14 protein-coding genes and 5 pseudogenes are annotated in these 21,311 nt (G+C 51.4%); 8 read left to right on the top strand and 11 right to left on the bottom strand.

Annotated elements, in window-relative coordinates:
• Nucleotides 1–628, bottom strand: a pseudogene (locus tag TRICHSKD4_RS29945) (transposase); the annotation flags it as partial.
• Between the two features lie 85 nt (nucleotides 629–713).
• Here TRICHSKD4_RS29945 and TRICHSKD4_RS31945 point away from each other — a divergent pair.
• The 3 genes and pseudogenes from TRICHSKD4_RS31945 to TRICHSKD4_RS31055 all read left to right on the top strand — a co-directional run.
• Nucleotides 714–815, top strand: a pseudogene (locus TRICHSKD4_RS31945) (HAD family phosphatase); the annotation flags it as partial.
• Between the two features lie 213 nt (nucleotides 816–1,028).
• Complete coding sequence (locus TRICHSKD4_RS26950; RefSeq protein ID WP_040617669.1) at nucleotides 1,029–1,781, top strand: IS6 family transposase; 753 nt, start codon at nucleotides 1,029–1,031, stop codon at nucleotides 1,779–1,781.
• A 42-nt stretch (nucleotides 1,782–1,823) separates the two neighbouring features.
• Nucleotides 1,824–2,231, top strand: a complete 408-nt coding sequence (locus TRICHSKD4_RS31055; protein WP_040617630.1) for a hypothetical protein — start codon at nucleotides 1,824–1,826, stop codon at nucleotides 2,229–2,231.
• 310 nt (nucleotides 2,232–2,541) lie between these two features.
• On the opposite strand, the gene TRICHSKD4_RS26935 is transcribed toward TRICHSKD4_RS31055, so the two are convergent.
• From TRICHSKD4_RS26935 to TRICHSKD4_RS26895, 9 genes and pseudogenes are all read right to left on the bottom strand, one after another.
• Nucleotides 2,542–3,768: an ATP-binding protein gene (locus tag TRICHSKD4_RS26935; protein WP_009469645.1), complete on the bottom strand. Its 1,227-nt coding sequence runs from the start codon at nucleotides 3,766–3,768 to the stop codon at nucleotides 2,542–2,544.
• Nucleotides 3,769–3,974: 206 nt separating this feature from the next.
• Nucleotides 3,975–5,081: an RHE_PE00001 family protein gene (locus TRICHSKD4_RS26930; RefSeq protein ID WP_040617628.1), complete on the bottom strand. Its 1,107-nt coding sequence runs from the start codon at nucleotides 5,079–5,081 to the stop codon at nucleotides 3,975–3,977.
• 426 nt (nucleotides 5,082–5,507) lie between these two features.
• Entirely contained in the window at nucleotides 5,508–6,539 is a 1,032-nt protein-coding gene (locus TRICHSKD4_RS26925) for an IS110 family transposase (protein WP_009469626.1), read from the bottom strand.
• Between the two features lie 131 nt (nucleotides 6,540–6,670).
• A pseudogene (locus TRICHSKD4_RS26920) lies at nucleotides 6,671–7,439 on the bottom strand (IS6 family transposase).
• A 258-nt stretch (nucleotides 7,440–7,697) separates the two neighbouring features.
• On the bottom strand, nucleotides 7,698–8,477 hold the full coding sequence (locus tag TRICHSKD4_RS29935; protein WP_168157094.1) for a DUF1868 domain-containing protein: 780 nt from the start codon (nucleotides 8,475–8,477) through the stop codon (nucleotides 7,698–7,700).
• Between the two features lie 211 nt (nucleotides 8,478–8,688).
• Nucleotides 8,689–9,795, bottom strand: a complete 1,107-nt coding sequence (locus tag TRICHSKD4_RS26910) for an extracellular solute-binding protein (protein WP_009469639.1) — start codon at nucleotides 9,793–9,795, stop codon at nucleotides 8,689–8,691.
• Nucleotides 9,796–9,819: 24 nt separating this feature from the next.
• Entirely contained in the window at nucleotides 9,820–10,704 is an 885-nt protein-coding gene (locus TRICHSKD4_RS26905) for an ABC transporter permease (protein ID WP_247642870.1), read from the bottom strand.
• Nucleotides 10,647–11,501 carry an ABC transporter permease gene (locus tag TRICHSKD4_RS26900; RefSeq protein ID WP_009469637.1) on the bottom strand — a complete coding sequence of 285 codons (855 nt, stop codon included), beginning with the start codon at nucleotides 11,499–11,501 and terminating at the stop codon, nucleotides 10,647–10,649. The genes TRICHSKD4_RS26905 and TRICHSKD4_RS26900 overlap by 58 nt, the downstream gene beginning before the upstream one ends.
• Entirely contained in the window at nucleotides 11,501–12,550 is a 1,050-nt protein-coding gene (locus TRICHSKD4_RS26895; RefSeq protein ID WP_009469636.1) for an ABC transporter ATP-binding protein, read from the bottom strand. The genes TRICHSKD4_RS26900 and TRICHSKD4_RS26895 overlap by 1 nt, the downstream gene beginning before the upstream one ends.
• A gap of 145 nt (nucleotides 12,551–12,695) precedes the next feature.
• Between TRICHSKD4_RS26895 and TRICHSKD4_RS26890 the strand changes: the two genes are divergently transcribed.
• Nucleotides 12,696–13,802 (top strand): ROK family transcriptional regulator, encoded by a 1,107-nt coding sequence (locus TRICHSKD4_RS26890; RefSeq protein WP_040617627.1) that lies wholly within the window; start codon nucleotides 12,696–12,698, stop codon nucleotides 13,800–13,802.
• 176 nt (nucleotides 13,803–13,978) lie between these two features.
• Here TRICHSKD4_RS26890 and TRICHSKD4_RS29930 read toward each other — a convergent pair.
• Nucleotides 13,979–14,062 (bottom strand): annotated as a pseudogene (locus tag TRICHSKD4_RS29930) (DDE-type integrase/transposase/recombinase); the annotation flags it as partial.
• A 310-nt stretch (nucleotides 14,063–14,372) separates the two neighbouring features.
• On the opposite strand from TRICHSKD4_RS29930, the gene TRICHSKD4_RS28710 reads away from it, so the two are divergent.
• From TRICHSKD4_RS28710 to TRICHSKD4_RS26850, 4 genes and pseudogenes are all read left to right on the top strand, one after another.
• The gene (locus TRICHSKD4_RS28710; protein WP_085979655.1) at nucleotides 14,373–16,517 is read left to right on the top strand and encodes a hypothetical protein; all 2,145 of its coding nucleotides are present in this window, start codon (nucleotides 14,373–14,375) and stop codon (nucleotides 16,515–16,517) included.
• Between the two features lie 209 nt (nucleotides 16,518–16,726).
• Nucleotides 16,727–17,855, top strand: a pseudogene (locus TRICHSKD4_RS26865) (IS3 family transposase).
• Between the two features lie 48 nt (nucleotides 17,856–17,903).
• Nucleotides 17,904–18,086, top strand: a complete 183-nt coding sequence (locus TRICHSKD4_RS26860) for a transposase domain-containing protein (RefSeq protein WP_040617623.1) — start codon at nucleotides 17,904–17,906, stop codon at nucleotides 18,084–18,086.
• Nucleotides 18,087–18,200: 114 nt separating this feature from the next.
• A complete protein-coding gene (locus TRICHSKD4_RS26850) occupies nucleotides 18,201–21,005 on the top strand; it encodes a hypothetical protein (RefSeq protein ID WP_139052324.1) in 2,805 nt (934 codons plus the stop codon).
• Nucleotides 21,006–21,311: the final 306 nt, after the last annotated feature.

Below are 21,311 nucleotides of genomic sequence, written 5' to 3'. Positions count from 1 at the left end.
ATCAACAAGAGTTCCGGTTCTTCCAGGGCCAGATCAATGACCTGTTGGCGGATATCATCGGGGATCCGGTTCCAGACCCGTGCAGGCATGGGGGCCGTGTCCTGCAAGGCATCTATGCCACCGGTTTGATATTTGTCATACCAGACGTAGAAGGTTGACCTTGGAATACCCAGCCGATCCAGCGTCTGTCTGACTGGAAGATGGGACTGCTCCACCAGTCGAATGATTTCAAGTTTCTCGGAGGCGGGATATCTCATTCGTCGTCGACCCCATCCCCGATCATGCTTTTTTTGAGAAGGCGAAGTTCCAGAGCCTGTTCTGCAACCACTTCCTTCAAGTCCCTCGTCTCTTTGCGAAGAGACTTTACTTCATCAGAACTGGCTTCACGAGCTGCGTCCCCAGCAAGCCGTTTCTTGCCCGCTTCCATGAAGTCCTTGGACCAGGAATAATACTGGCTCTGGGCGATACCTTCCTGGCGGCAAAGTTCTGCAATGCTGTCTTCGCCTCGAAGACCAGAAACCACTATGCGGATCTTCTCTTCAGCGGAAAACCGACGGCGGGTCTGGCGTTTGATGTCTTTTACGATCCGATCCGCATCGTCGGTCACTCGGTCCCTCTTTCGTCTCATCATTTGCTCCTGAGTTAGCAATGATGAGCCAAAATCACTCCCTTACGAAATCAAACCAATTTGTCCATTAAGCGCTGACGGAGGACAAGCTGAAGCTCTCGCTATAGCGGAGTTCCCTGGCTGGGAGACAGAGATACGAGCCTTCCGAGAGAATTGGCATGAGATGGTTCCCTATATCGCGCAGGACATTGGATTCGATAATCTGGAGAATAGGGGCGTTGATAAACCCAATGGTCCGATATTTGGCACGACAGACTGGACAGAAAGAACCATCGTTATGGATGTTCCGCAGAGCGCAACTCAATTGTCCATCGGCGGGCCTGTCGGAAAGTTTTCTTGTTAACCCCGGCTTGAGAATTCGATGATGAAAAGGCGTTCCGATTTGTTGGAGTGCGGGTTTATGATTCTGAATGCCATTACCGAAAAGCTGAAGCGCCAATCAAAGGACGATTTCAAAGGACGGCATTTCGAGGCATGGCTCATTGTTCAGGCCGTTGCCTGGTACTTGCGCTATCCGCTGAGCTATCGAGATTTGGAGGAGATGTTCCAGGAGCGTGGCTTCGAAGTAGATCACAGCACGATCAACCGATGGGTTCTTGCTTACGCGCCGATGATCGAGAAACGGCTACGCCAGTTTCGCAGACCCCATTGCGGTTCAGTTCGCATTGACGAAACCTACGTCAAGATCCGCGGCAAGTGGCGCTACCTGTACCGGGCCATTGACAAATGCGGCAATCCTGTCGACTTTCTGCTAACGGCAAAGCGCGACCTTGATGCGGCCAAACGATTTTTCCGCAAGATGCTGAAGGACGAGCCCCTGCTATCGCCGGGGAAGATCGGTACCGACGGTGCCAATACCTTCCCGTCAACGATCAAAACGACCGTCGATGACCGGCTCCTGCGTCCAAATCCAGTACATTATGTCACCAAGCATCTACAGCAAAGGATCGAAAGCGACCATTTCAGAGTGAAGAAGAACATGCCAAAGACCGGCGGTTTTCAATCCTTCAAAACGGCGCGACGAACGATTGCCGGTTTCGAGGCTATGCTCTGGCTGAAGAAGGGTTTCGGCTTCACTGGCGATTGGACTGTCAACGAACAGAATGATTTGCTCGCGCAGCTCTTCGGACTTCAAATGGTTAACAAAGCATGAAAATACCGCCGATCGCAGGGTAGTCTTATCCTGCTGAAAGGTTTGCAACACGCCCAACTGCAGAGCGTCACCGGCGCTGAACTGCAGTGGGATGAACGCATCGCCCGAACTTCCGCCCGCCCGCTTCAGATCGCGGATGAACCGTTGAACCGGCGAATACGATCCGGTGTAGCCTTCCAGAACAAGTTGCTCGAACAGCTTATGAGCCGTCCGGCGCTCCCAGCGAGGCCGCTTCTGATCTTGTTCGTACAGGGTCTGAAGGCGCTCTTCGAAGCCGGAAAGCTTGTGGCGAACAGGTGGCTTCTGGCGGCGATAACCCGGCGGGGACGCATCAGACAGGTACTTGCGGATCGTGTTGCGAGACAGCCCCGTCTCCTGGCTCACGGACCGAATGCTCCGGCCATCCCGCAAGATCAAACGCCGTATCTTCGCTGCACTTTCCATCAGTAACACCTGCTCTTTCCTCCGCACTTTTTGTGCGGACGTTAACGTTGCAGGTGGGTCAATTTTAAACGCTGATTACCCACCTAAGTGGGTCAATTTTGCATGCCGATTCACAGGCTGAATTTATGCCTCCTCTGATCGAGTGTTGACGACAACAGCTGGACGATCGCCGGTCGCTTGCTACCGCCGAACCAAAAGTCCTCGCATTGGACCTTCGCCGCCGCCAAAGGGAATGCGGTCCGGGAGTTACCGCTCCCCGGTAAGAAGTTGTAGAGCAGATCCGCGAGATCCTCGACGCATTGTTCCTCTTGAAGGTTCATTTGCTACCCCACAGGCATGACAGCGGGGCCGCGAACATGTTTTCGCCGAATGGGACTACTTTGTCGTGATCATAGAGCACCATGCCTTGGATGAACTTCTTGCCGCAAGCCTCCGCCAGTTTGCGCATTCCCGAAAAATCCGCCGCCGAAACGGTTGCGGATGACTTCACTTCGATCCCGACCACTTCACCACGACGGTTCTCCAACACGATGTCAACCTCATTTTTGTCCTTGTCCCGGAAATGAGAGAACGTGCATCTCTGTTCGCTCCAACTGGCGATCTTTCGCAGTTCGCTGAATACGAAGGTCTCCAGAATCGCGCCAAAACTCGTTTTGTCCTTACGGACTACGTCCGGCGAGATATCCCGCATCGCGGCGAGGAGCCCCGCATCGAGGAAATGTAGTTTTGGCGACTTTGTGAGACGTTTCAGGCGATTTGTGAACCAGGGCTGGAGCGTATGAACGAGATAGAGGCTCTCGAAGACGCTCACATATTTCCGTGTAGTGACGTGGTTGAGGTTGAGGCCCGCACCGATCCCGGAGTAGTTAACCAACTGTCCCGCGTGCTCGGCTAGCGCCGACATCAGTTTTGGCATGATGGCAAGTTGTTCGATCTGTGCAACATCTTGAACGTCTCGTTGGACGATCGCATCGACATAGCTGTGATACCAATCCTGCTTTCGCGTCCATCGAGTGCGACCGAGTGCTTCGGGATAACCACCCGAAAGGACGTTTTCTACGAGGTCATCTCCGAGAACCATTTGGCCGGCGTTCGGCGTTTCTCCCGCAAAGGCTTCATCAATAAATCTCGTTTTTGTGCCAAATATCTCCGCCTGCGATAGAGGAAATAGCCGAACCACCTCCATGCGCCCCGCAAGAGAGTCCGCCACCTTTGGTATGGTCATCAGGTTCGCCGAACCCGTTAGGAGGAACCTGCCTGATGTCTTGTCGTCATCGACCAGATTTTTGATGGCCAACAGAAGGTCGGGCGCCCGTTGAACTTCATCAATGACGGCACGATCCAATCCGCGGACGAACCCGACCGGATCATCGATCGCCGACCGCAAAACGTTGGCATCGTCCAGTGTCAGAAACGGGACCTTCTCCGACGCGATTTCGGTCGCAAGCGTTGTTTTGCCTGACTGACGCGGCCCGGATATAAGAACTACACGGGTGTCTGACAGTGCCTCTTCCACCTTAGCCTTGGCAAATCTTGAATACATCGGCGTGCGACTCCTTTCGACCGAAAGAACATATATCCGACCAATTGAAAGTCAAATTTCGACCAATTGAAATCGGAATGGCGACCGGTTGGAGGTTTGAACACCGACCATCTGAAAGAAGAGGCCCGACAGATTGAAAGGCACCTTCTTCTAAATCATTAAAACAGTCATCCTCGGCTAAGTCCCTATCCGCGAACATTGACATTTCAAATAATCCCCCATGCTCTGTATCTACCTCTGCCTGTTATCTCGCGCACGCCGAGTTCTCTGATCAGGTTCAAGGCCCCTCGCGGCGTGATGTTTGCCGCCTTGGCGACCATCTGCGCAGATACAATCGGTCGCGACAAAATGAGTTCGATCGCAGCCGGCAGACTGCTGTTGGATCTCTTGCCTTCAGTTCGTCGCTCAAGTTGTCGTTTTGCGAGCGTTAGACGATCAAGATCCTTCATTCCTTTGGAAGCTGCTGCGGTCATCGAGTCGAGAAATGCGATCAGCCTGGTTGTTCTATTCCTCGCACGCAGGCGATCGCGGGGCATCTCACGCAGCCCCACGGAGAAGGCTAGAAGGTGTGACCGTACCTTTCCTCTCGATCTGAGGTAATCGGAAACGAGAACCTGCCCGAGCCAGTGCTGGCGCTGCATGGGTTCGAGCTGCTCCCATGCATCCCACAAAATGGCCGCCGCCAAAGTCGGTGGATAGATTTCGGCCTGTTTGAGTAGTCCGAACCACTCAGTGGTCTTTTCGGTTTCGTCCCAATCAGGATCCCGGATGACCAACTCGCCCACCACGAGTTCCGGTTGCCGCGTTTTTGCAGTTTGGGAAGGAGCGGCTTCCACCAGCCAACTGGTTTCAGCCAGGACCTTGTCGATCTCTACCAGTTCCGGTGACAGGACTTCGTTATCAATAAAACCACGTCCGCTCCCCTCACCTTCCCAGTCGACGTCCTTGGACTCATTGGATGGGTCCTCGGTGACGCCAGCCAGCCCCATGATCCCGGCTCGGGAGATTGCCCACCCCGGATTGTTTCTTACTACCCGTCGCCTTGCCCGCACAATGCGGTGCGCAATGACGAGCTCGTGGCTCGGTGCGCGAATATCCATCTGTGCGTCGTGGAGAACCAGATCCTCGAGATGGACGAGTTCGCCGCCGACCCACATACTGGAGATGGAATCGAAGAAATCGGCCCGCTCGGCGAAGCCTGCGCCGACCTCAGATCGGGCGACGCGCTCATCGAGCCGGGCAAGAGCATCCTCAGCGGCAGCCAACGGCCCCAGGAGGGTCTCGTGTTTCAGTTTTCCGATTTCATAAATCATTGACACAATGGCATTTCGACTTCCTTACGGAAGCTAAAATGCTTTTTGCTTCCGTCATACTAGCAACTCGTTTGTCCTTCTATATATAATGAGCACTCCAGCCTCCAGGATTGAACAGAGAGCCCGCAATCAGCGCTCAAATCGACGAGAAAGGGCTCTGTTGCATATGTGGAACGGCCCACAAAGCAAGGTTTTTCTGCGTTAATTTTCCGTCGGACGGTGCAGTCATATGTACGGCCTGTTTTTGCGGCCATCGACCGCTGGCCACGATGATATCCGCAATACCAATCGCCTAATCAAATTTGCGCGCTCGAAGGCGCATTGCAACAGGCGGTCTGATTGATATTGAGGTTTTGCCCCGCGGGTTCATCACGCTTTCGTACCTTGCCGTGTTATCCCGGCGTTGAAACGCCGGCAATGATAGTCCTAAATCTTTGCCATGGCCGTTGGCGCTTGATATGTTCCCCCCTTCACGAGTAACGCCCATATGATGCGTACCATCTTGTTGGCCAGTGCAACAGCCGCCACTTTGTAGGGACGCCGCGCCAACAATGACAGGACCCATTCAGGTCGCTTCTGTGCTCCACGGGCTTGCTTCAGAACCGCCGTGGCGCCGACGATCAAAAGAGTGCGCAGTTGTTTATTGCCACGCTTGGAGATTCTCCCGAGGCGCTCTTTTCCTCCACTGGAATTGGCGTTGGGCGTAAGGCCAATCCAGGCAGCTAAGTCTCGCCCCGTCCGGAAGGCAGCGGGATCCTGGATGACTGCACGAACGGTCGCGGCAATAATTGGCCCGACGCCCGGAATAGTCGTCAATCGACGAGCCGCTTCATCGGCTTTCACGCCTGCAACGATCTTGGTATCCAACGCATTAATCCTGTCCGTCAGCTTTTCTATCTGCTCGGCCATTTCCAGAAGCGCTGCTCTGGCCGCGTTTGGTAAGCAGTCATCCTGATTGTCGCGCAAAATGGCTGTAAGCCTGGCAATACTCGCCATTCCACTTGCAGCGATAATTCCGAACTCAGCCATATGAGCACGCAGGGCGTTTGCTGTTTGGCTTCTTTGACGCACGAGGAGCTCTCGGGTTTTCAACACAATGCCCGCAGCTTGCTCTTCACGTGATTTGACGGGCACAAAACGCATCGTCGGACGCGTGACTGCTTCGCAGATTGCCTCTGCATCGGCTGCATCGGTCTTGTTTCGCTTAACATAAGGCTTCACATAGACCGGAGGCATCAAACGTACCGTGTGGCCGAATTTTCTGATCTCACTAGCCCAGTAATGCGCGCTGGCGCATGCTTCAAGGCCGACAAGACAAGGCTCAACGGTACGGAAGAATTCCAATAGCTGTGATCGCCGTAAACGACGTCGCACAGCGACACCGCCATCTTCCGTAACGCCATGAACTTGAAAGACCGATTTGGCTAAATCCAGTCCGATTGTGGTAATCTTGTCCATGGAATGGTTCCTTCTATCATGTGACGATTGGCATCATCACAATAGGCATCCTTGATGCCGGGTGCGAAGGGCCGTTCCACACCATCAAACTTTGCGTCCCGACAGATTTCTGCCCATTCCGGCACTCCAGTTCAAGCTTCAGCATCTTGAAGATGGTTTTCGAGCATGTTCATGGCTTCAGCCAGAGCACAGGCACCGATGCCGAACGCATCGTTCGACGATGCGAGCCTCGCCGAGAATGTCATTTGTGAAGTTGAAGATGCCGGCTTGGCCCTTGCGTAGGGCACGCATGACCTCAAAGCCCTTGATTGTCGCGTAGGCTGACTTCAACGTTTTGAACCCGCGTACGGGCCGGATCAGCTGTTTCAGCTTGCCGTGATCGGCCTCGACGATATTGTTCAGGTACTTGACCTGACGATGCTCGGTGTCCGAGGGGCATTTGCCCTCCGCTTTCAGCTCCAGAATAGCCGCACCATAAGTGGGCGCTTTGTCAGTGTTGATTGTATGGGGCTTTTCCCAGTCTTTCAGCCCCCTCAATGCCTTGCCCAGGAACCGTTTCGCGGCCTTCGTATTCCGGGTGGCTGAGAGATAGAAGTCGATGGTGTTCCCGTGTGTGTCCACCGCCCGGTACAGATAAGTCCATTTTCCGCGAACTTTGATGTAGGTTTCATCGACCCGCCAACTGCCCGAAGCTGGCCGACGCCACTGCCAGCGCAGACGTTTTTCCATTTCAGGGGCGTAGGTCTGAACCCACCGGTAGATCGTGGCGTGATCGACCCGCACGCCGCGCTCGGCCATCATTTGTTCAAGGTCGCGATAACTGATCCCATACCGGCAATACCAGCGAACCGCCCACAACACGACTTCACCCGTGAAATGACGGCCTTTGAATGCACTCATGAAATCAACAACCTGCTCTGAAAAAGCTGCTTCTCGCACCAGCGAAAGAAATTTGCAACAGTGCCGATTGTAGCGCCATGATGGGAGGCGAATGCGCAGGTCAGCCCAAAGGCCTCCTTAGCTTCTGGCGCAAATCAAACCACTTGCGTTACCAGATCAAACCGGTTGGATTTCGTAGATATCTCCTCGGATGGTAAAATCCGAAACGACGGCAGAACGAATTCTCTTGGCGCTTCTTGCACGATTTCGGCCAACTCCTCAGACACCCTCATGATCACCACTCTCCTCACCCCGGACCGCGAAAGCATCCTTCAAATTCGATTGGCCGCCACCCAATTTCGTGATTGTATCAAATCTGTGCATTGAATCAAATTCACACAACTCGCATGGCCCAAGCTCAATTTCGGTGATTTGGTTGCAGAAGGTTCGCCCAAGCCTTTTACTTAGTAGCGCCATTTCTTTGGCTTGGCATTTGTCCACCCACTTCATCTGGTAGGCTAAGGTGATATGAAATACGTATCCTGCGAAGTCCTCGGATTGGATGCCGGTGGCCTCTCGAAGGATCTCACGAGTATGGCGCAGGGAAGTTTCTTGCCAATCGTCAGCTCCCTTTAGAGTAACGCTATGAAGCGCAAATAGGTCAACCGGTTTCACCCTAAATTCCTGCGGAACAAGAAGATCCCGAACGCCGTTTTGAAGCCTTGCAGTCGCCGCCACTCGGCTGTCATCTGATCCTAAATCAGCGGGCCAATTTCCTTGTTCATTCAAAAACGGCGCCCATCCTTCAAAAACGGTCATGTGGAAACTGGACGGAGGCAAGTAGGTAAATAGGTGTCCAAATTCCGATTTTCGGATGAGAGATTGAAGTGCAATCAATGCTTTATGAGCATGGGAAGTAGGATGAATGTGGCAAATGAATGTGTTTCCCGGCCAAAACATGGCTTGGCCCTTTGTATCAAATTTACCGCCCCCTCCACGCTCAGTAATGGCTTTTGGGCGGGGCAGACTTGATAGTTTTCCAGTCAATGTCTCAATCATATCTGGCCTCGATGGGGTGTTTTTGTTTATTGGCACGTCGCACCCATTTTTACGTCGGAAAAGGTCGTGGAGATAAACTCCACGACAAGTGACCGGGAGGATTGCCGCACACTGACTAGCCATTTAGATTAGTGATGTCAGTCACGCTCCAGAGTGCGGTTGAATCGGTTTGCGCGAGACGGTGGAGCGTTTCACGTAAACCGGTTCTGCTCTAGCGTTCCAACACCACTTCTTCGACGAAATGCGCCAGCATGTCGCTATAGAAGGGCTTGCTTGCCCAGCCTGTTTGATAAACGCGTTGCTCAGCTGGCACCAACGCCTTGGAGCCATCTGCATCTGCGTGAGTGGGTGCAGTACCAAAGCTCACGTTCAAAGCAGTCTGAGTTTCGGCGGAGGTCAACCAGTTGACGAACACCAATGCAGCAGCGGCATTAGGTGCGTTCAACGGGATCGCAACGCCATTTCCACCACCCGACATACCCATTGATGGGATATAGTACGCAATATCAGAGCGTGCTTCGCCACGCTTTTGAAGGCCAGCTAGGTGGTCTTCCCACGCTGGAGCCATCCAGAGTTCAGCGTCGGAAATCCGCGTAATGCTATCCGCGTTCGAAGCGGTGATGACATAGTTCGCAGCGTGCTCGTTGAAGAAATCGATCCCGCCCTGTAAGCTTGCAATTTTCTCTGGCGAACTCTCTGGATTGTAGAAGTCGATGTCGCTCAGAACACGTAGAGTGTTGGTAATGAACGAGGGCCCAGATCCACCCTTCTCATAGTTAAAACCCATTTTTCCGGGGTTTGCCGCCCAAAAGGCCGCGAATTCTTCCGGTGACTGAGGAAGGTCTCCAACACTTACATGCGCTGGATCATACGCGATGCCAGTTTGGTTGCCCCAAAATCCGAAGAGATATCCTTCACCGGAAATCCCACCAATCTCTTGGGCACGCCCTTCGGTATCAGGAAGTAGCTCATCGAGATCGTAGAAGAAATCTGACAGGTCAAGTTCAGAGGCCGTGTTGAAGCTTGTTGCAAACACGTCCATATCGCCGGTTTCCCGGTCGCGTTCCGCACGAAGTTTGTCTTTTTGGCCGCTATTGGTGGTCTCTGGAATAGTAACTGTAATACCGTACTTTTCTTCAAAAGCTGAGACGGCGCCACGCAGTTCGTCTTGCAGATACCAAACGTACCAAGTCAATTCGCCTTGCTCTTGAGCTAGAGCAACAATTTCATCCCAACTCATTTCATTGAGGTCTGTGGCGGAGGCAGTCCCTGCACCGAGTGCAAGTGAAATTGCTGTTGCCATCAGTTTACGTATCATTGTGATCTCCCATATCGGTTGGATTTAGCCCTTGCCAGAAGCGAGAGCGGGGTTAGCTGATCGCATAAGCTTCTCAAGACCAAGCATCAGGAAGACATTCGGTACGACGAGAATGAGCGATAGCACGGCTGCGTTGGGACGAACGAAGTCCTGCCCCATCTGACTGAAGAGGAGTGTTGGGATTGTTACGAAATCCGGCGAACCCAAGATGAATGCGACTGCAAACTCTTCAATCGAATAAATGAAAACGATGAGCAAAGACGCAAACACACCTGGCTTCAACGCTGGAAGATATGCCACTTTCCATCGCTGACATGTGCTGGCGCCAAGGTCACGCGCTGCATCGATATGATCTTGACGAACTGTTTCAAAACTGACTGTCATGATCCGAACTGCAAAGGGCATAAACAAGACACAATGGGCCAGCACGATGCCGCCAAAGCGCCAATGAGCGAATCCCAACCTAAAGAGAAACGCGGTAAAGAATACGGCCGTCACAAACCCTGGCACGATCAAGGGCAATAGTGCGAGCGTTTGAGCTACAGATTTGCCAGGAAATGACAACCGACCAAAAGCAAACGCTGTCGGTGTGGCCAAAACCAGTGCGAGCACGGCCGCTGTTGGAGCCAATGTGTAAGAGTTAATCATTGCCTGTTGCAGAGAAGAGTTTTCCCACAGGTATTGCCAGCGATAGAAGGACATAACTGGCGGTAGAAGCTTGTCTGCTGTCCAAGGTTTGGTCGGATCTACCAACGACCAAAGGATCGCCATTGTGAACGGAATGATCAGCCAGAGAGCACAGACCGCAACCAAAGAGTACAACAGAATCTTATTGAGTTTTGCCTGGCTCATTAGCGAATCCTCCCATAAACAATTATACGAGCGGTCAATGCCAATAAGCCCGCGCATAACAAAGCAAGAACCATCAGAGTTACGCCGACAACTGCCGCATCATTCCATTGGCCGTTCTCCTTAAAAAACACCATGAGTTGCGCCAGAGATTGCCTGTTCGTCGGGCCTGCAATCACCTGAAACGAGAAGTCTGCAACTGCGCCCATAAAGATAATCACCAATGCTGCCTGCATCGCTGAAAGACTCAGGGGAGCAATAATGCGACGGAACCGAGTGAATGCACCTGCACCCAAATCCCTAGCCGCATCAAGAACGTCGTCAGAAATTGCCTGAACCGATCCAATCATTATGAGGAGCGCAAACGGCATCTGCTTCCACACTTGCAAGATCAAAACGCCAAACCCGTTCTGGTCGTTCTGCAATCGCCGAGGCCCGTCCCAAAGGCCGATCCCCTGCATGAACTGATTAAAGATCCCGTTGTACGAGACCACATTGATGAACAAGAATGCAGCAACCAGCCCGTGAACCAGAAGCGGTGCCTTTAGCAACGCTCCAATGACGTCGGATCCGGCAAATGGCCTCCGAAGCCAAATCGCCAGCGGGTAAGCTAAGGCAACCGAAATGATTGCACTAAAGAACCCGATATAAAGAGAGTAACGCCAAGACCGGTTGTATATTTTTCGGTCCAGCATACTTTCCCAGAATTCGACCGAAAAACCGCTTTCACCGGTAAGGTTGTAGTAACCAAATGACTGAGCCACGGCGATATATAGAACCGACCCAATCATCGCTAAGATCAATCCCAACCCTGGAAGCAGTAGAAGCACGACCTGCGCACTCTTTCGCCAGTCCATCAATTCGCCTCCAACATGATTAGGTGTTCAGGCGGGATGGAGTAGTCGATGACGTCTCCTTCTTTCAGCCCAAATTCTCGCGCCTGAAGACGGATTTCGCAGCCATTCGTGGTCAAAAACAGATCGCTATATGCACCTTGAAATGAAACGTCACGAATTGGAGAAGATACTGTATTCAATCCCGTTCCATGGATCTTTGCCTCTTCGGGGCGCCAGCATACTTTGATGTTCTTTCCTTTGGGTCGCGACTTGGATTCACTCACCAACTCACCCAGCGGCGTGTTAAGGCGCCATTGACCCGGGCTACTTTCCCCCACAACCTCAGCATCCATAATGTTGGCACTACCGATAAAATCCGCCACGAAGCTTGTTGCCGGATTATTGTAGATCTCTTTGGGTGCCGCGACTTGTTCGACGCGACCTCCATTCAAAACCACAACCCGATCAGACATTGACAATGCCTCAGCTTGGTCATGCGTGACATAAATTGCCGTGAGATTATTTTCGCGTTGGATGCGTCGAATCTCTATGCGCACTGAATCTCTAAGCTTCGCATCGAGGTTGGACAGCGGCTCGTCGAAGAGAATTACCGCTGGTTGCATTACGAGCGCACGACCCAGAGCTACACGTTGTTGCTGCCCGCCAGATAGTTGATTGGGCAACTTGTCCAGTTGAGCTCCGAGTTCAAGTTGCTCAGAGACTCGATCAACACGCTGCACACGCTCCGCTAAGGGAACTTTTTTCTGACGCAAGCCAAAATCCAGGTTTTCCTTGACGGTAAGATGCGGGAACAGCGCGTAAGATTGAAAGCAAAGGGCAGTATCCCGGGATTCCGGAGGAAGGGCCGTAACAGTCTCCCCTCCCATAAAGATATCGCCAGCCGTCGGGGTCAGAAACCCCGATAAAGCCTTGAGTAAAGTGGTTTTACCACACCCCGACGGCCCCAAGAGCGTAACAAACTCACCCTTCGAAACCTGCAGATTGATATCCTTGAGAGCCTCGAAGCGCCCGAAAGCCATTTTCATATTCTGAATTTCGATAGCGTACACATGCCCTCCCGACAATAGAAAAATGCCTTCTTCGAATCCTATTATTACTTATAATTTGTGATATTAATATAACAGATTCAGTAAATTGTTTCTGTGGACATAAGCTACTGAATATTATATCGAAAACTTTCGAATAGGGATGAGAATGTTGAAGATCCAACTCTCCAGCAGTGAGCGACAAGTGATGAATGTGGTGCGCGCCAACGGCCCCATTCCGCGCTCGAAAATCGCAGAGCTGACATCCCTAACCCAGCAATCAGTTCACCGGTTAGTAGACGGATTAGTTTCCAAACAGTTTCTGCAACCTCGGGAACCGATTGTTTCTGGAAGGGGCAAGCCGAGCCCTAGGATTGCGCTGGATGAAGAAGCCCTTACATCGATTGGAGTTTCAATCCGTACGGGTGAAGTTGAAGTTTGCGCATGTACCATCGCTGGAACGCTCATCGCGACCGAGACATTGTCTGTAAACCCGAATGACCGCAGCAAAGTAATAAAGTCGGTTGCAAGTACACTGCATCGTTGGCGGACATTTGGCACAATGTCCGGCCGCCCAATGGTCGGAATAGGAGTGGCGGTACAAGGTTACAGGGTAAACCGCTTCGACCAGTTTACGACACCTCTCCCGATAGAATGCTGGTCAAATGTTTCCGTCGGAGAGATGTTTGAAAAAGGTACCGGCCTTCCGGCGTTTACAGAAAACGATGCGAACTGTGCGGCATTGGCAGAGCTATATTGCGGCATTGGCCGTCATTTTTGCAGCTTCGTGTATTTGGCCATTAATTTCGGTTTTGGCGGAGGCATAATCTATGACAATGAACTCATTTTAGGGGGATTTGGGAACGCGGGCGAACTCAGTGACATATTCCTTACGGATGAAATGCCAAACAGGCCTAGCCTCGAGGGCTTGATCCGCCGGTTAAGGGAAGGTGGAGTTAATGTCGAAACCGTATCTGACATTCGGCGCAAGTTTGATCCGACTTGGACAGCAATCGGTGACTGGATAGACGAAGCTTCCCCGCTGCTAAATCTCACCGTAAGGGCCATACGAGCGATCGTAGACCCGAAGGCGATTGTGTTTGGTGGCGAAGCGCCAAACGCAATGCGGGAGGAATTGATCAAGAACTGCATACGAAACCCGGCCAACCGATACGGGGAAGTTCCTCCGTTTCCAGCTTTGATAGTCAGTGAAATAGACGGAGATGCGGCAACCCTTGGTGCGGCCACTTTGCCACTTAGGGGGCTCTTGTACTGAAGGACTGAGTTTCAAAGATCAGCCCTACTCTGTTGTAAATTTACACGTTGTGCGCATGAAAACTTCCATTAAGCGCAATTACGCTTTGAGTTGGGTTTCAATAATGGCAATCGCCTCGGACATGACACATTGCACGAATCTGGAGGCACGTTCGATCATGCATTTTTTGCCGACCTGTCAACCGCCCGGTACAGATACGTCCACATGCCGCGCACCTTGATATAAGCCTCGTCGACCCGCCAACTGTCGGACATTGGTTTCCGCCATTTTCCAACTCATCCGTTTCTACATCTCGGGTGCAAGTTTATGAGACCAGCGGCAGATATTGAAACACCCCATCCTTAGCCAAGCGAACTTAAGGTGTCATTCGGCCTCCAGCCGAATCAACCCCTTCTGTCTGAAATTAATTCGTAAAAAACTACAGTTTCTCATCGCCGAAGAAACAGCAAACTGCGCACGCAATCTTAGCAAAAAATGGAGTTTTTTTAGATGCGTATTCCTCAAAGACCGCCGGTACCAAGACCTGCACCACCTCCGCCTCGTGTGCAAACACAGCCAAGACCAGTTGTGGTGTCCAAACCTGGATCGTTTCCAAGACCTCAACAACCTCAGGTGCAGCAACAGCGTCCCGCGTTTGTTCCTCAACAACCCCAGCAGCCACAAGTGCAGCAACAGCCCCAGCAGCCACAACAACAAGTTATGGAGAGTAAGCCATCGGTTGTCCCACCGCAGAAACAATCATTTACGGCACGGCCACAATTACCTAGTTCAAGCGATGGGCTTCGAAAAAATGTCAAAAATCAGATCGCGGAGTTTCTGGCAGATAATCCCGATCCGAGCCAGTATGAAATACAACAGCTTCTTTCGCAAATTAAGGCGAGTCTAAACTTAGATAAAGATGCGGAAGCGAAGAAAAATGAGGTAGATATTCTTGAAAAAATCTTCAATGACGAATTGGTGAAGCAAAGTCTGTTATCGCAGCAGCAATATTCTCCAGAGCAGCCGAATGACCCTAATGTCCTTGCAGCTGTCGTTTCAACTGGACGTGTAAGTACGCCGGACCAACTGCCGCGAGCCATACTGGATCAAGCAAAACCCGTTTATGGATATGCTGACGCAGATGTAAAACTTAGAACATTGTTCGACCCCAAAGAAAATAAGTTTTACATCATCAATGACAACCCGACTGGAGATGGAACCGTTCCTCAGTATCGAGTTATCTCAGGTGTGCAGTCAGTTACTCAAAAATACGATGCAAATACCAAGACGCTCAGCTTTAGAATTGAGCACACCGAAAGCAGCTTGATCCAAAAATTCAAAATCAACCTGAGTACCGGTCAAGAGAGCTATTCTTTTGTAACGAAGAGTTCGGTTTTGCCAGCTGGGATAAGCGGGTTTATCGGTTCCAATACCGTCTCACACCCGCTCAGTCTCGGTGAAGGTAATTTGTCAGCCGAATACAATCCGGACACGCACACTTTTGTGGTTCGAAAAGTCGGAGATAATGGGCAAGACACCATCGTTCACACCGTAAATCTTGAAGACTTCAATATCAAACGAGGTGAATGGGGCAAGATAAGGAAGACGATTAATTTGGTCCTAAACTCAATCAGGGCCTTCGTATTTCTAGCATTATCACCCGCCGCGTTTTCGTCGTTGGGTGAACAGGTTCTGGATGACGTCAACTATCCGAAGAACGCAAAGAACAGGAAGCACCTTGCAGGATTGATCGGCTTTGTCGCGCTGCTCAGCTATGCGTACACTTGGTCGGTGGCTTCCTCAAAGGCTTATCAGAGCTTTCGTGCGGATGTTGAGCGCCCTCTTACCGATGCGCCAGACATATCAATCTGGGGTCAAATTCCGACGAGCGACGATCCTGATGTCCAGGCGAGCATAGATTCCAAGGAAGTTATCTGGAACACTATTTCAACTCTAGTCTTCCAGTTTCTTAAGGAAGGGCTGAACGCTTGGCGAGTTAGATATGAAGCCAAACACGGTAACCTGAGCCGAAAACAAAAAACCCTTGTAAATATGCTTCCGGGTGTCGCTGCAGGCCTTGTTGCAGTTGGAGTCGGACGGGCTTTGGGATTGATCCCTGCGTCCGGTCTTGGAACCGCCTTTGCAGCACTTGGAATTGATTTCGGCTCACATGCGGCGGCGAATTTGGCCCAGATTTTTGGTGAAGACGCGGCGAACAACAGAGGCACAAATGCGAATACAGCACCGGTTAAACACTACTTGGGTTCGAGAGCGCTCTACGACCTAACGTATCGCCTCGTAAAGGCTTTGGCGTTCGGAGGGTTGCTATACGGATTGGCATCGTCCGGCGGGTCGTTGCAGAATGAGGAATTTAAACTTGGGGCCAATTCAACAGAGACGATTGATGACGAATTTGAAGCATCATTAGCGGACTATCTGGCGAAAACGGGGTTACAAAATTCGTTTAACTTCCTTTGGGGCACTCTGTTTGGTGCACTCGCGTTTGGTTTCAATCATCTGCACAATCCGAAGAAGGGAGAGCCTGGCGAGGATGGCAATGTTCCCGCCGAATTGCAGCCCGACGACGAAACTGAGGCAGAGGCACCGCAAGGCGGCGGTTCAAGTCAAAGCCGTTGGAATTCGATCATGAACCGTATCTCCAGCATTTGGCGGTCTCCTCAGCAGCAACAAGAACCTGAAGACATTGAGATGGCCTCAACTTCAGCCAAGAACTGAGACTCTAAGAAATCAACCAAGCCAACTCTTGGGCTGATGTTGGGATTATAATTGAAGCATCGCCTCCTTTTGAAGGACGATGCTGAATCAATTCCAGAAAGTTCTAACCAAGATGAATTGACTCACCACCTACATGCGTTTGCTGAAGTGGTCCCGGAAATTCGGACAGGTTGCTAAGGTGTATCCCATTGATTTGAAGGGATACGAGAATGGCGAAACGCCGGAATTTTTCGGACGCGTTTAAAGCGAAGGTCGCGCTTGAGGCATTGCGCGGCGACAGACGATCCAGGAGATCGCGGCCAAGTATCAGGTCCACCCGAACCAAGTGAGTACGTGGAAACGGCAGGCTGTCGTAGGCATGGCAGATGTGTTCGCTCGTGCTGGCAAATCCGAGGGACCGACGGAAGCGGAGGTGAAAGACCTGCACGCCAAGATCGGGAGGCTGACCGTTGAGAACGATTTTTTAGCTCAAGGGCTCAAGAAGTGAGCCCTGCCAAGAAGAAAGCGATGATCCACCGAGATCATCCGTATTTGAGCGTCAGTCAGCAGTGCAAATTGGTGAAGCTGAGCCGTTCGGCATTTTATTATCTGCCTGTCGGGATCAGCGCGGCAACGCTGGAATTGATGAAGGCCATCGACCGGGTCTTCACCAAATATCCGTTCTTCGGAAGCCGCCAGATTGCTGCTTACCTGCGCCGGGACGGGGTTATCGCCGGTCGCCACCGGGTTCGTCGTCTGATGGCGAAGATGGGACTGGAGGCAATCTACAAGCGGCCGAGAACCAGCCAGCCGCATCCGCAGAACAAGGTCTATCCCTATCTGCTGCGGGGTATGACGATCAACAGACCCAGCCAGGTCTGGTGTTCGGACATCACGTTCATTCCCGTGAAACACGGTTTTCTGTATCTGGTTGCGATCATGGACTGGGCGACGCGGAAGGTCCTGAGCTGGCGGCTGTCAAACACAATGCACGCAGACTTCTGCGTCGAAGCCTTGAAGGAGGCCATTGCCCGGTTCGGACCGCCCGAGATAATGAATACGGATCAGGGATAACAGTTCACCGGATCGGCCTGGATCACTACGCTGACCGAAGCCGGGGTACGCATCTCGATGGATGGACGTGGCCGGTGCATGGACAACATCTTCATCGAACGGCTCTGGCGATCCTTGAAGCAGGAAGCGGTTTATCTGGAGGACCTGACTGACGGATTCACGGCACATCGCGTTATCAGTGACTGGATGACCTTTTACAATACCGACCGGCCTCATTCAGCACTTGAGCACAAAACTCCCAAGGAGGCATATTGGGCTGACAAGAACTGGAAACTGGCGGCATGAAAATGAAACCGGATACACCTTAAATCAGCCGCTGGCCTGTCCGGAAAAATGGGACCACTTCATGCCCTGGGGCGCACATGGAGCCGCATCGCATCCCTCACCGAAACCATGAAGATCAAAAACGTCGAGCCCTTCGCTTACCTAAAGGCAACCATCGAAGCAATCGCAAACGGCCATCCGAAAAGCCGGATCGACGTACGCCTGCCATGGAACTTCAACCCGTCAAGATGAAATCCGATGGGCCGCCAGCGCCGCTTACTTTTATTCGTAAAAAACCACAGTTTCTCATCGCCGAAGAAACAGCAAACTGCGCACGCATTCTTAGCAAAAAATGGAGTTTTTTAGATGCGTATTCCTCAAAGACCGCCGGTACCAAGACCTGCACCACCTCCGCCTCGTGTGCAAACACAGCCAAGACCAGTTGTGGTGTCCAAACCTGGATCGTTTCCAAGACCTCAACAACCTCAGGTGCAGCAACAGCGTCCCGCGTTTGTTCCTCAACAACCCCAGCAGCCACAAGTGCAGCAACAGCCCCAGCAGCCACAACAACAAGTTATGGAGAGTAAGCCATCGGTTGTCCCACCGCAGAAACAACCATTTACGGCAGGGTCGCCTCTCCCTCTCCAAAAGGTCATTCCGGGGCAAGTTAGAGGGCCACAATCTACTCAGGTACCAAACGGCTACACAAGGGAAACGGCATGGGGTGACAAATTTCCTTTTGGAACCTACTCAACCGCGATTGCGAACTATCTTTTGGTGGCGGAATTCGCCGACCTGAAAGAAGCCCTTTCAGTCGGAGGAAGTTTAAGCGATGATGACCTTCAGAAATTAGGTCAAAGAGTACAGCAGCTAAAGCAACGTTTTCTTAGCCTGACACCTACCGAAGTAGAAGAAATTGTAACTAAGCTGAAGGAGGGGCACCCCGGCGCCAAGTTTGAACCTTTCGGAACTACGATTCTTAGTCCTGAGGCTAACGCTCGATTCATGCAAGGAATGCGGGACAATCCTGATCTCATGCCACTGGAAAATCGAGCTGCGAGAGGGTTGGACAAAAGGCAGTACGATCCTGAAACCGGCGAATTTTCCGATCCGCCATTTGACATTCAGTGGCACAGAGCCAACGCTTTGCACGCCTTTGGGATCCCGCAAAATTCGGTCATGGCGGCGGTAATCGCGCATATCGCAGGCGCGGAAACCATTGAAATGGATCACTACGAAACGCGGGATGGGCATGGCGTAGTCCTGCATGATTTTACGCCTGTGAGAACCGCTGGCGCTTACAATCAGGGCGATTCGCTGGACCATCTGGATGGGCAGGAAGGTGATGACGCGGTTGACGATATTCGACTGGGTTGGCCAGACATTACCTCCAGCACTCCGGGCACAATTTATCCGTCGATACCTACAATCACATTCGATGAATATATTAAACGTCTTTCAGTTCTTGCTCCCGGACTTAACGTAAGTGTTGACTCGCGCAACAGGTCAACCCTTTCGGCAGTAAAGTCGATTGCGGACGCCAATCGAAACTCCCCGGACGGGCAGGGTGAGAATACCTATTATGTAAAGATCTATCCCTATAAATTCCCAAATGGATTCGGCGACTTACTTCAGCAGTATGCTGACCGATATTATGATGGCGACGTTGAGAAAGCTGGGGCTGATCTGAAGGACATAAAGGTTGTGGTCGTTCCTGAGGGTTTGGGAGCTGATAAAAAAGAGAAGCTTTCCCAAGTTACAGATCTAACTAAAGAGAAAATTCTACAGTATATTCCTACGGAAGTAATGGGTTATACATTCTCTCCTGATGAATTGGATACGCTAGCTCAACAAATTCTAAATCACCTAAATTATCAAGCATCTTTCATGGGAAACATGGATATTGGTGGCATTCAGATTGGAGATATCCCAAGCGAGGTTACACTCCGAACACTAACGCAAATGTTCGCTCAGGATGGAATTAGTCCAGCAGAGAAAAACGTCGCGAAAAACTTCGCCCTTAATTTAGGCGTTAAGACGATAATTGAAGCCATCAGATCAGGAGAATTACCAGTTGTGAAGGCAGGAGATGAGAATCAAGATAGCTATAAAAAAGGCGAACTTGATCCAGGTGGCAATCTCCAAGATGATTATGAATTTGCGGTCTTGGGACTGTCTGACAGGTTTGGAGATTTCTATGTTGCCACTCGCGACTCGGATGGAAATCCAGTCTCGTCTTATAACAATATTCGAACTTTCTATTACGACCAAGTGAGTGGAGCTGCGATAGAACGTGAGGATACCGGCGCAAAACTGCGTCGCCACGTCGGGTTGCCGACCGGAGACGGGTCTGATCCGAATTCAATGGATAACTGGCCAGAGCTTCCCTACAGTGAGAAAGGCTTCGGTTTCGTGAATACGGATGTTCCAACAGAAATATTGGCCAGAAGAATGGGGATTTTCTCAGAGCCGGGTTTCCCTAACCAATTGAATTATCACAACAACGGTTTGTTAAAGCCGAATGAAGATGATGGATTTGGCAGGGCCACGGCGAGACCGCAGCCCGGACAGGTTTGGTCTCAGATCTTTTCAAAACGAATAGCTTTGGCCAAATTCTTGAAAAGCTTACCTTTTGAGACTAGCGGATTTCAAGAAGCAAGACAAAACGTGCGCGCGATTGAACCAGTTGTCATGCTAGAAAGCACACCGTTCCGCGCGACGGTATCCTTTAGCACCTGGCTAAACTCTTTGATCGGCGGCCGCGGAAATTTGAGTTTTGAAGACCAAGCCACCAAAGACTTCGAAGACGGAGTCGCCTACGTTATGCCCGGTAACGGGATCATGATCCCATTTGTCAATGACGAAGGCGTTGGAGATACCAGTGAGGGAGACGCTAATGTCAAGCTGAAAAAGGGTTACTACGTGATACCCGCAAGCGGCGAACCTTACATGGTAGGCATCGATGAGAATGGGAAATTCTATGTCGCCCAACTAGAAAAGAGTGAAGGTGGATTTACACCTGCTTACTCCTATGTCCCGTATGAACCATCGTTGGTGAGTGAAAAGCCTGCTGAAACACATACAGCTGACCCAATTTATTCTGCGATGAATCAGCTGCGCGGGCCCGATGCTGTCAAGGTTATACAAGGTAATATTATCCCAAGTAACTAAAGCATTTCGATAAAAGTTTGAATCGTTGGGATTGAACGAACCCGCTGACGCGGGATGGTTGAGGCTGTTGGCGGGAATGGCCTGCTGATGGGAAGGTTTGGTTGCTGAGACCAACCTTAGATCAGGAGACCATCCCATGGCTGATGCCACACCAGCGGTGAGCCCGCTGCGCCGCCGTATGATCGACGACATGACGCTTCGCAACCTGTCGCCGGGGCACTGTTGCATATGTGGAACGGCCCACAAAGCAAGGTTTTTCTGCGTTAATTTTCCGTCGGACGGTGCAGTCATATGTACGGCCTGTTT

This window comes from Roseibium sp. TrichSKD4, from assembly GCF_000148725.1.
Lineage (GTDB): Bacteria > Pseudomonadota > Alphaproteobacteria > Rhizobiales > Stappiaceae > Roseibium.
Note: the sequence above shows the minus strand (reverse complement) of the source record. Positions and strands in the feature narration are given on the sequence as shown.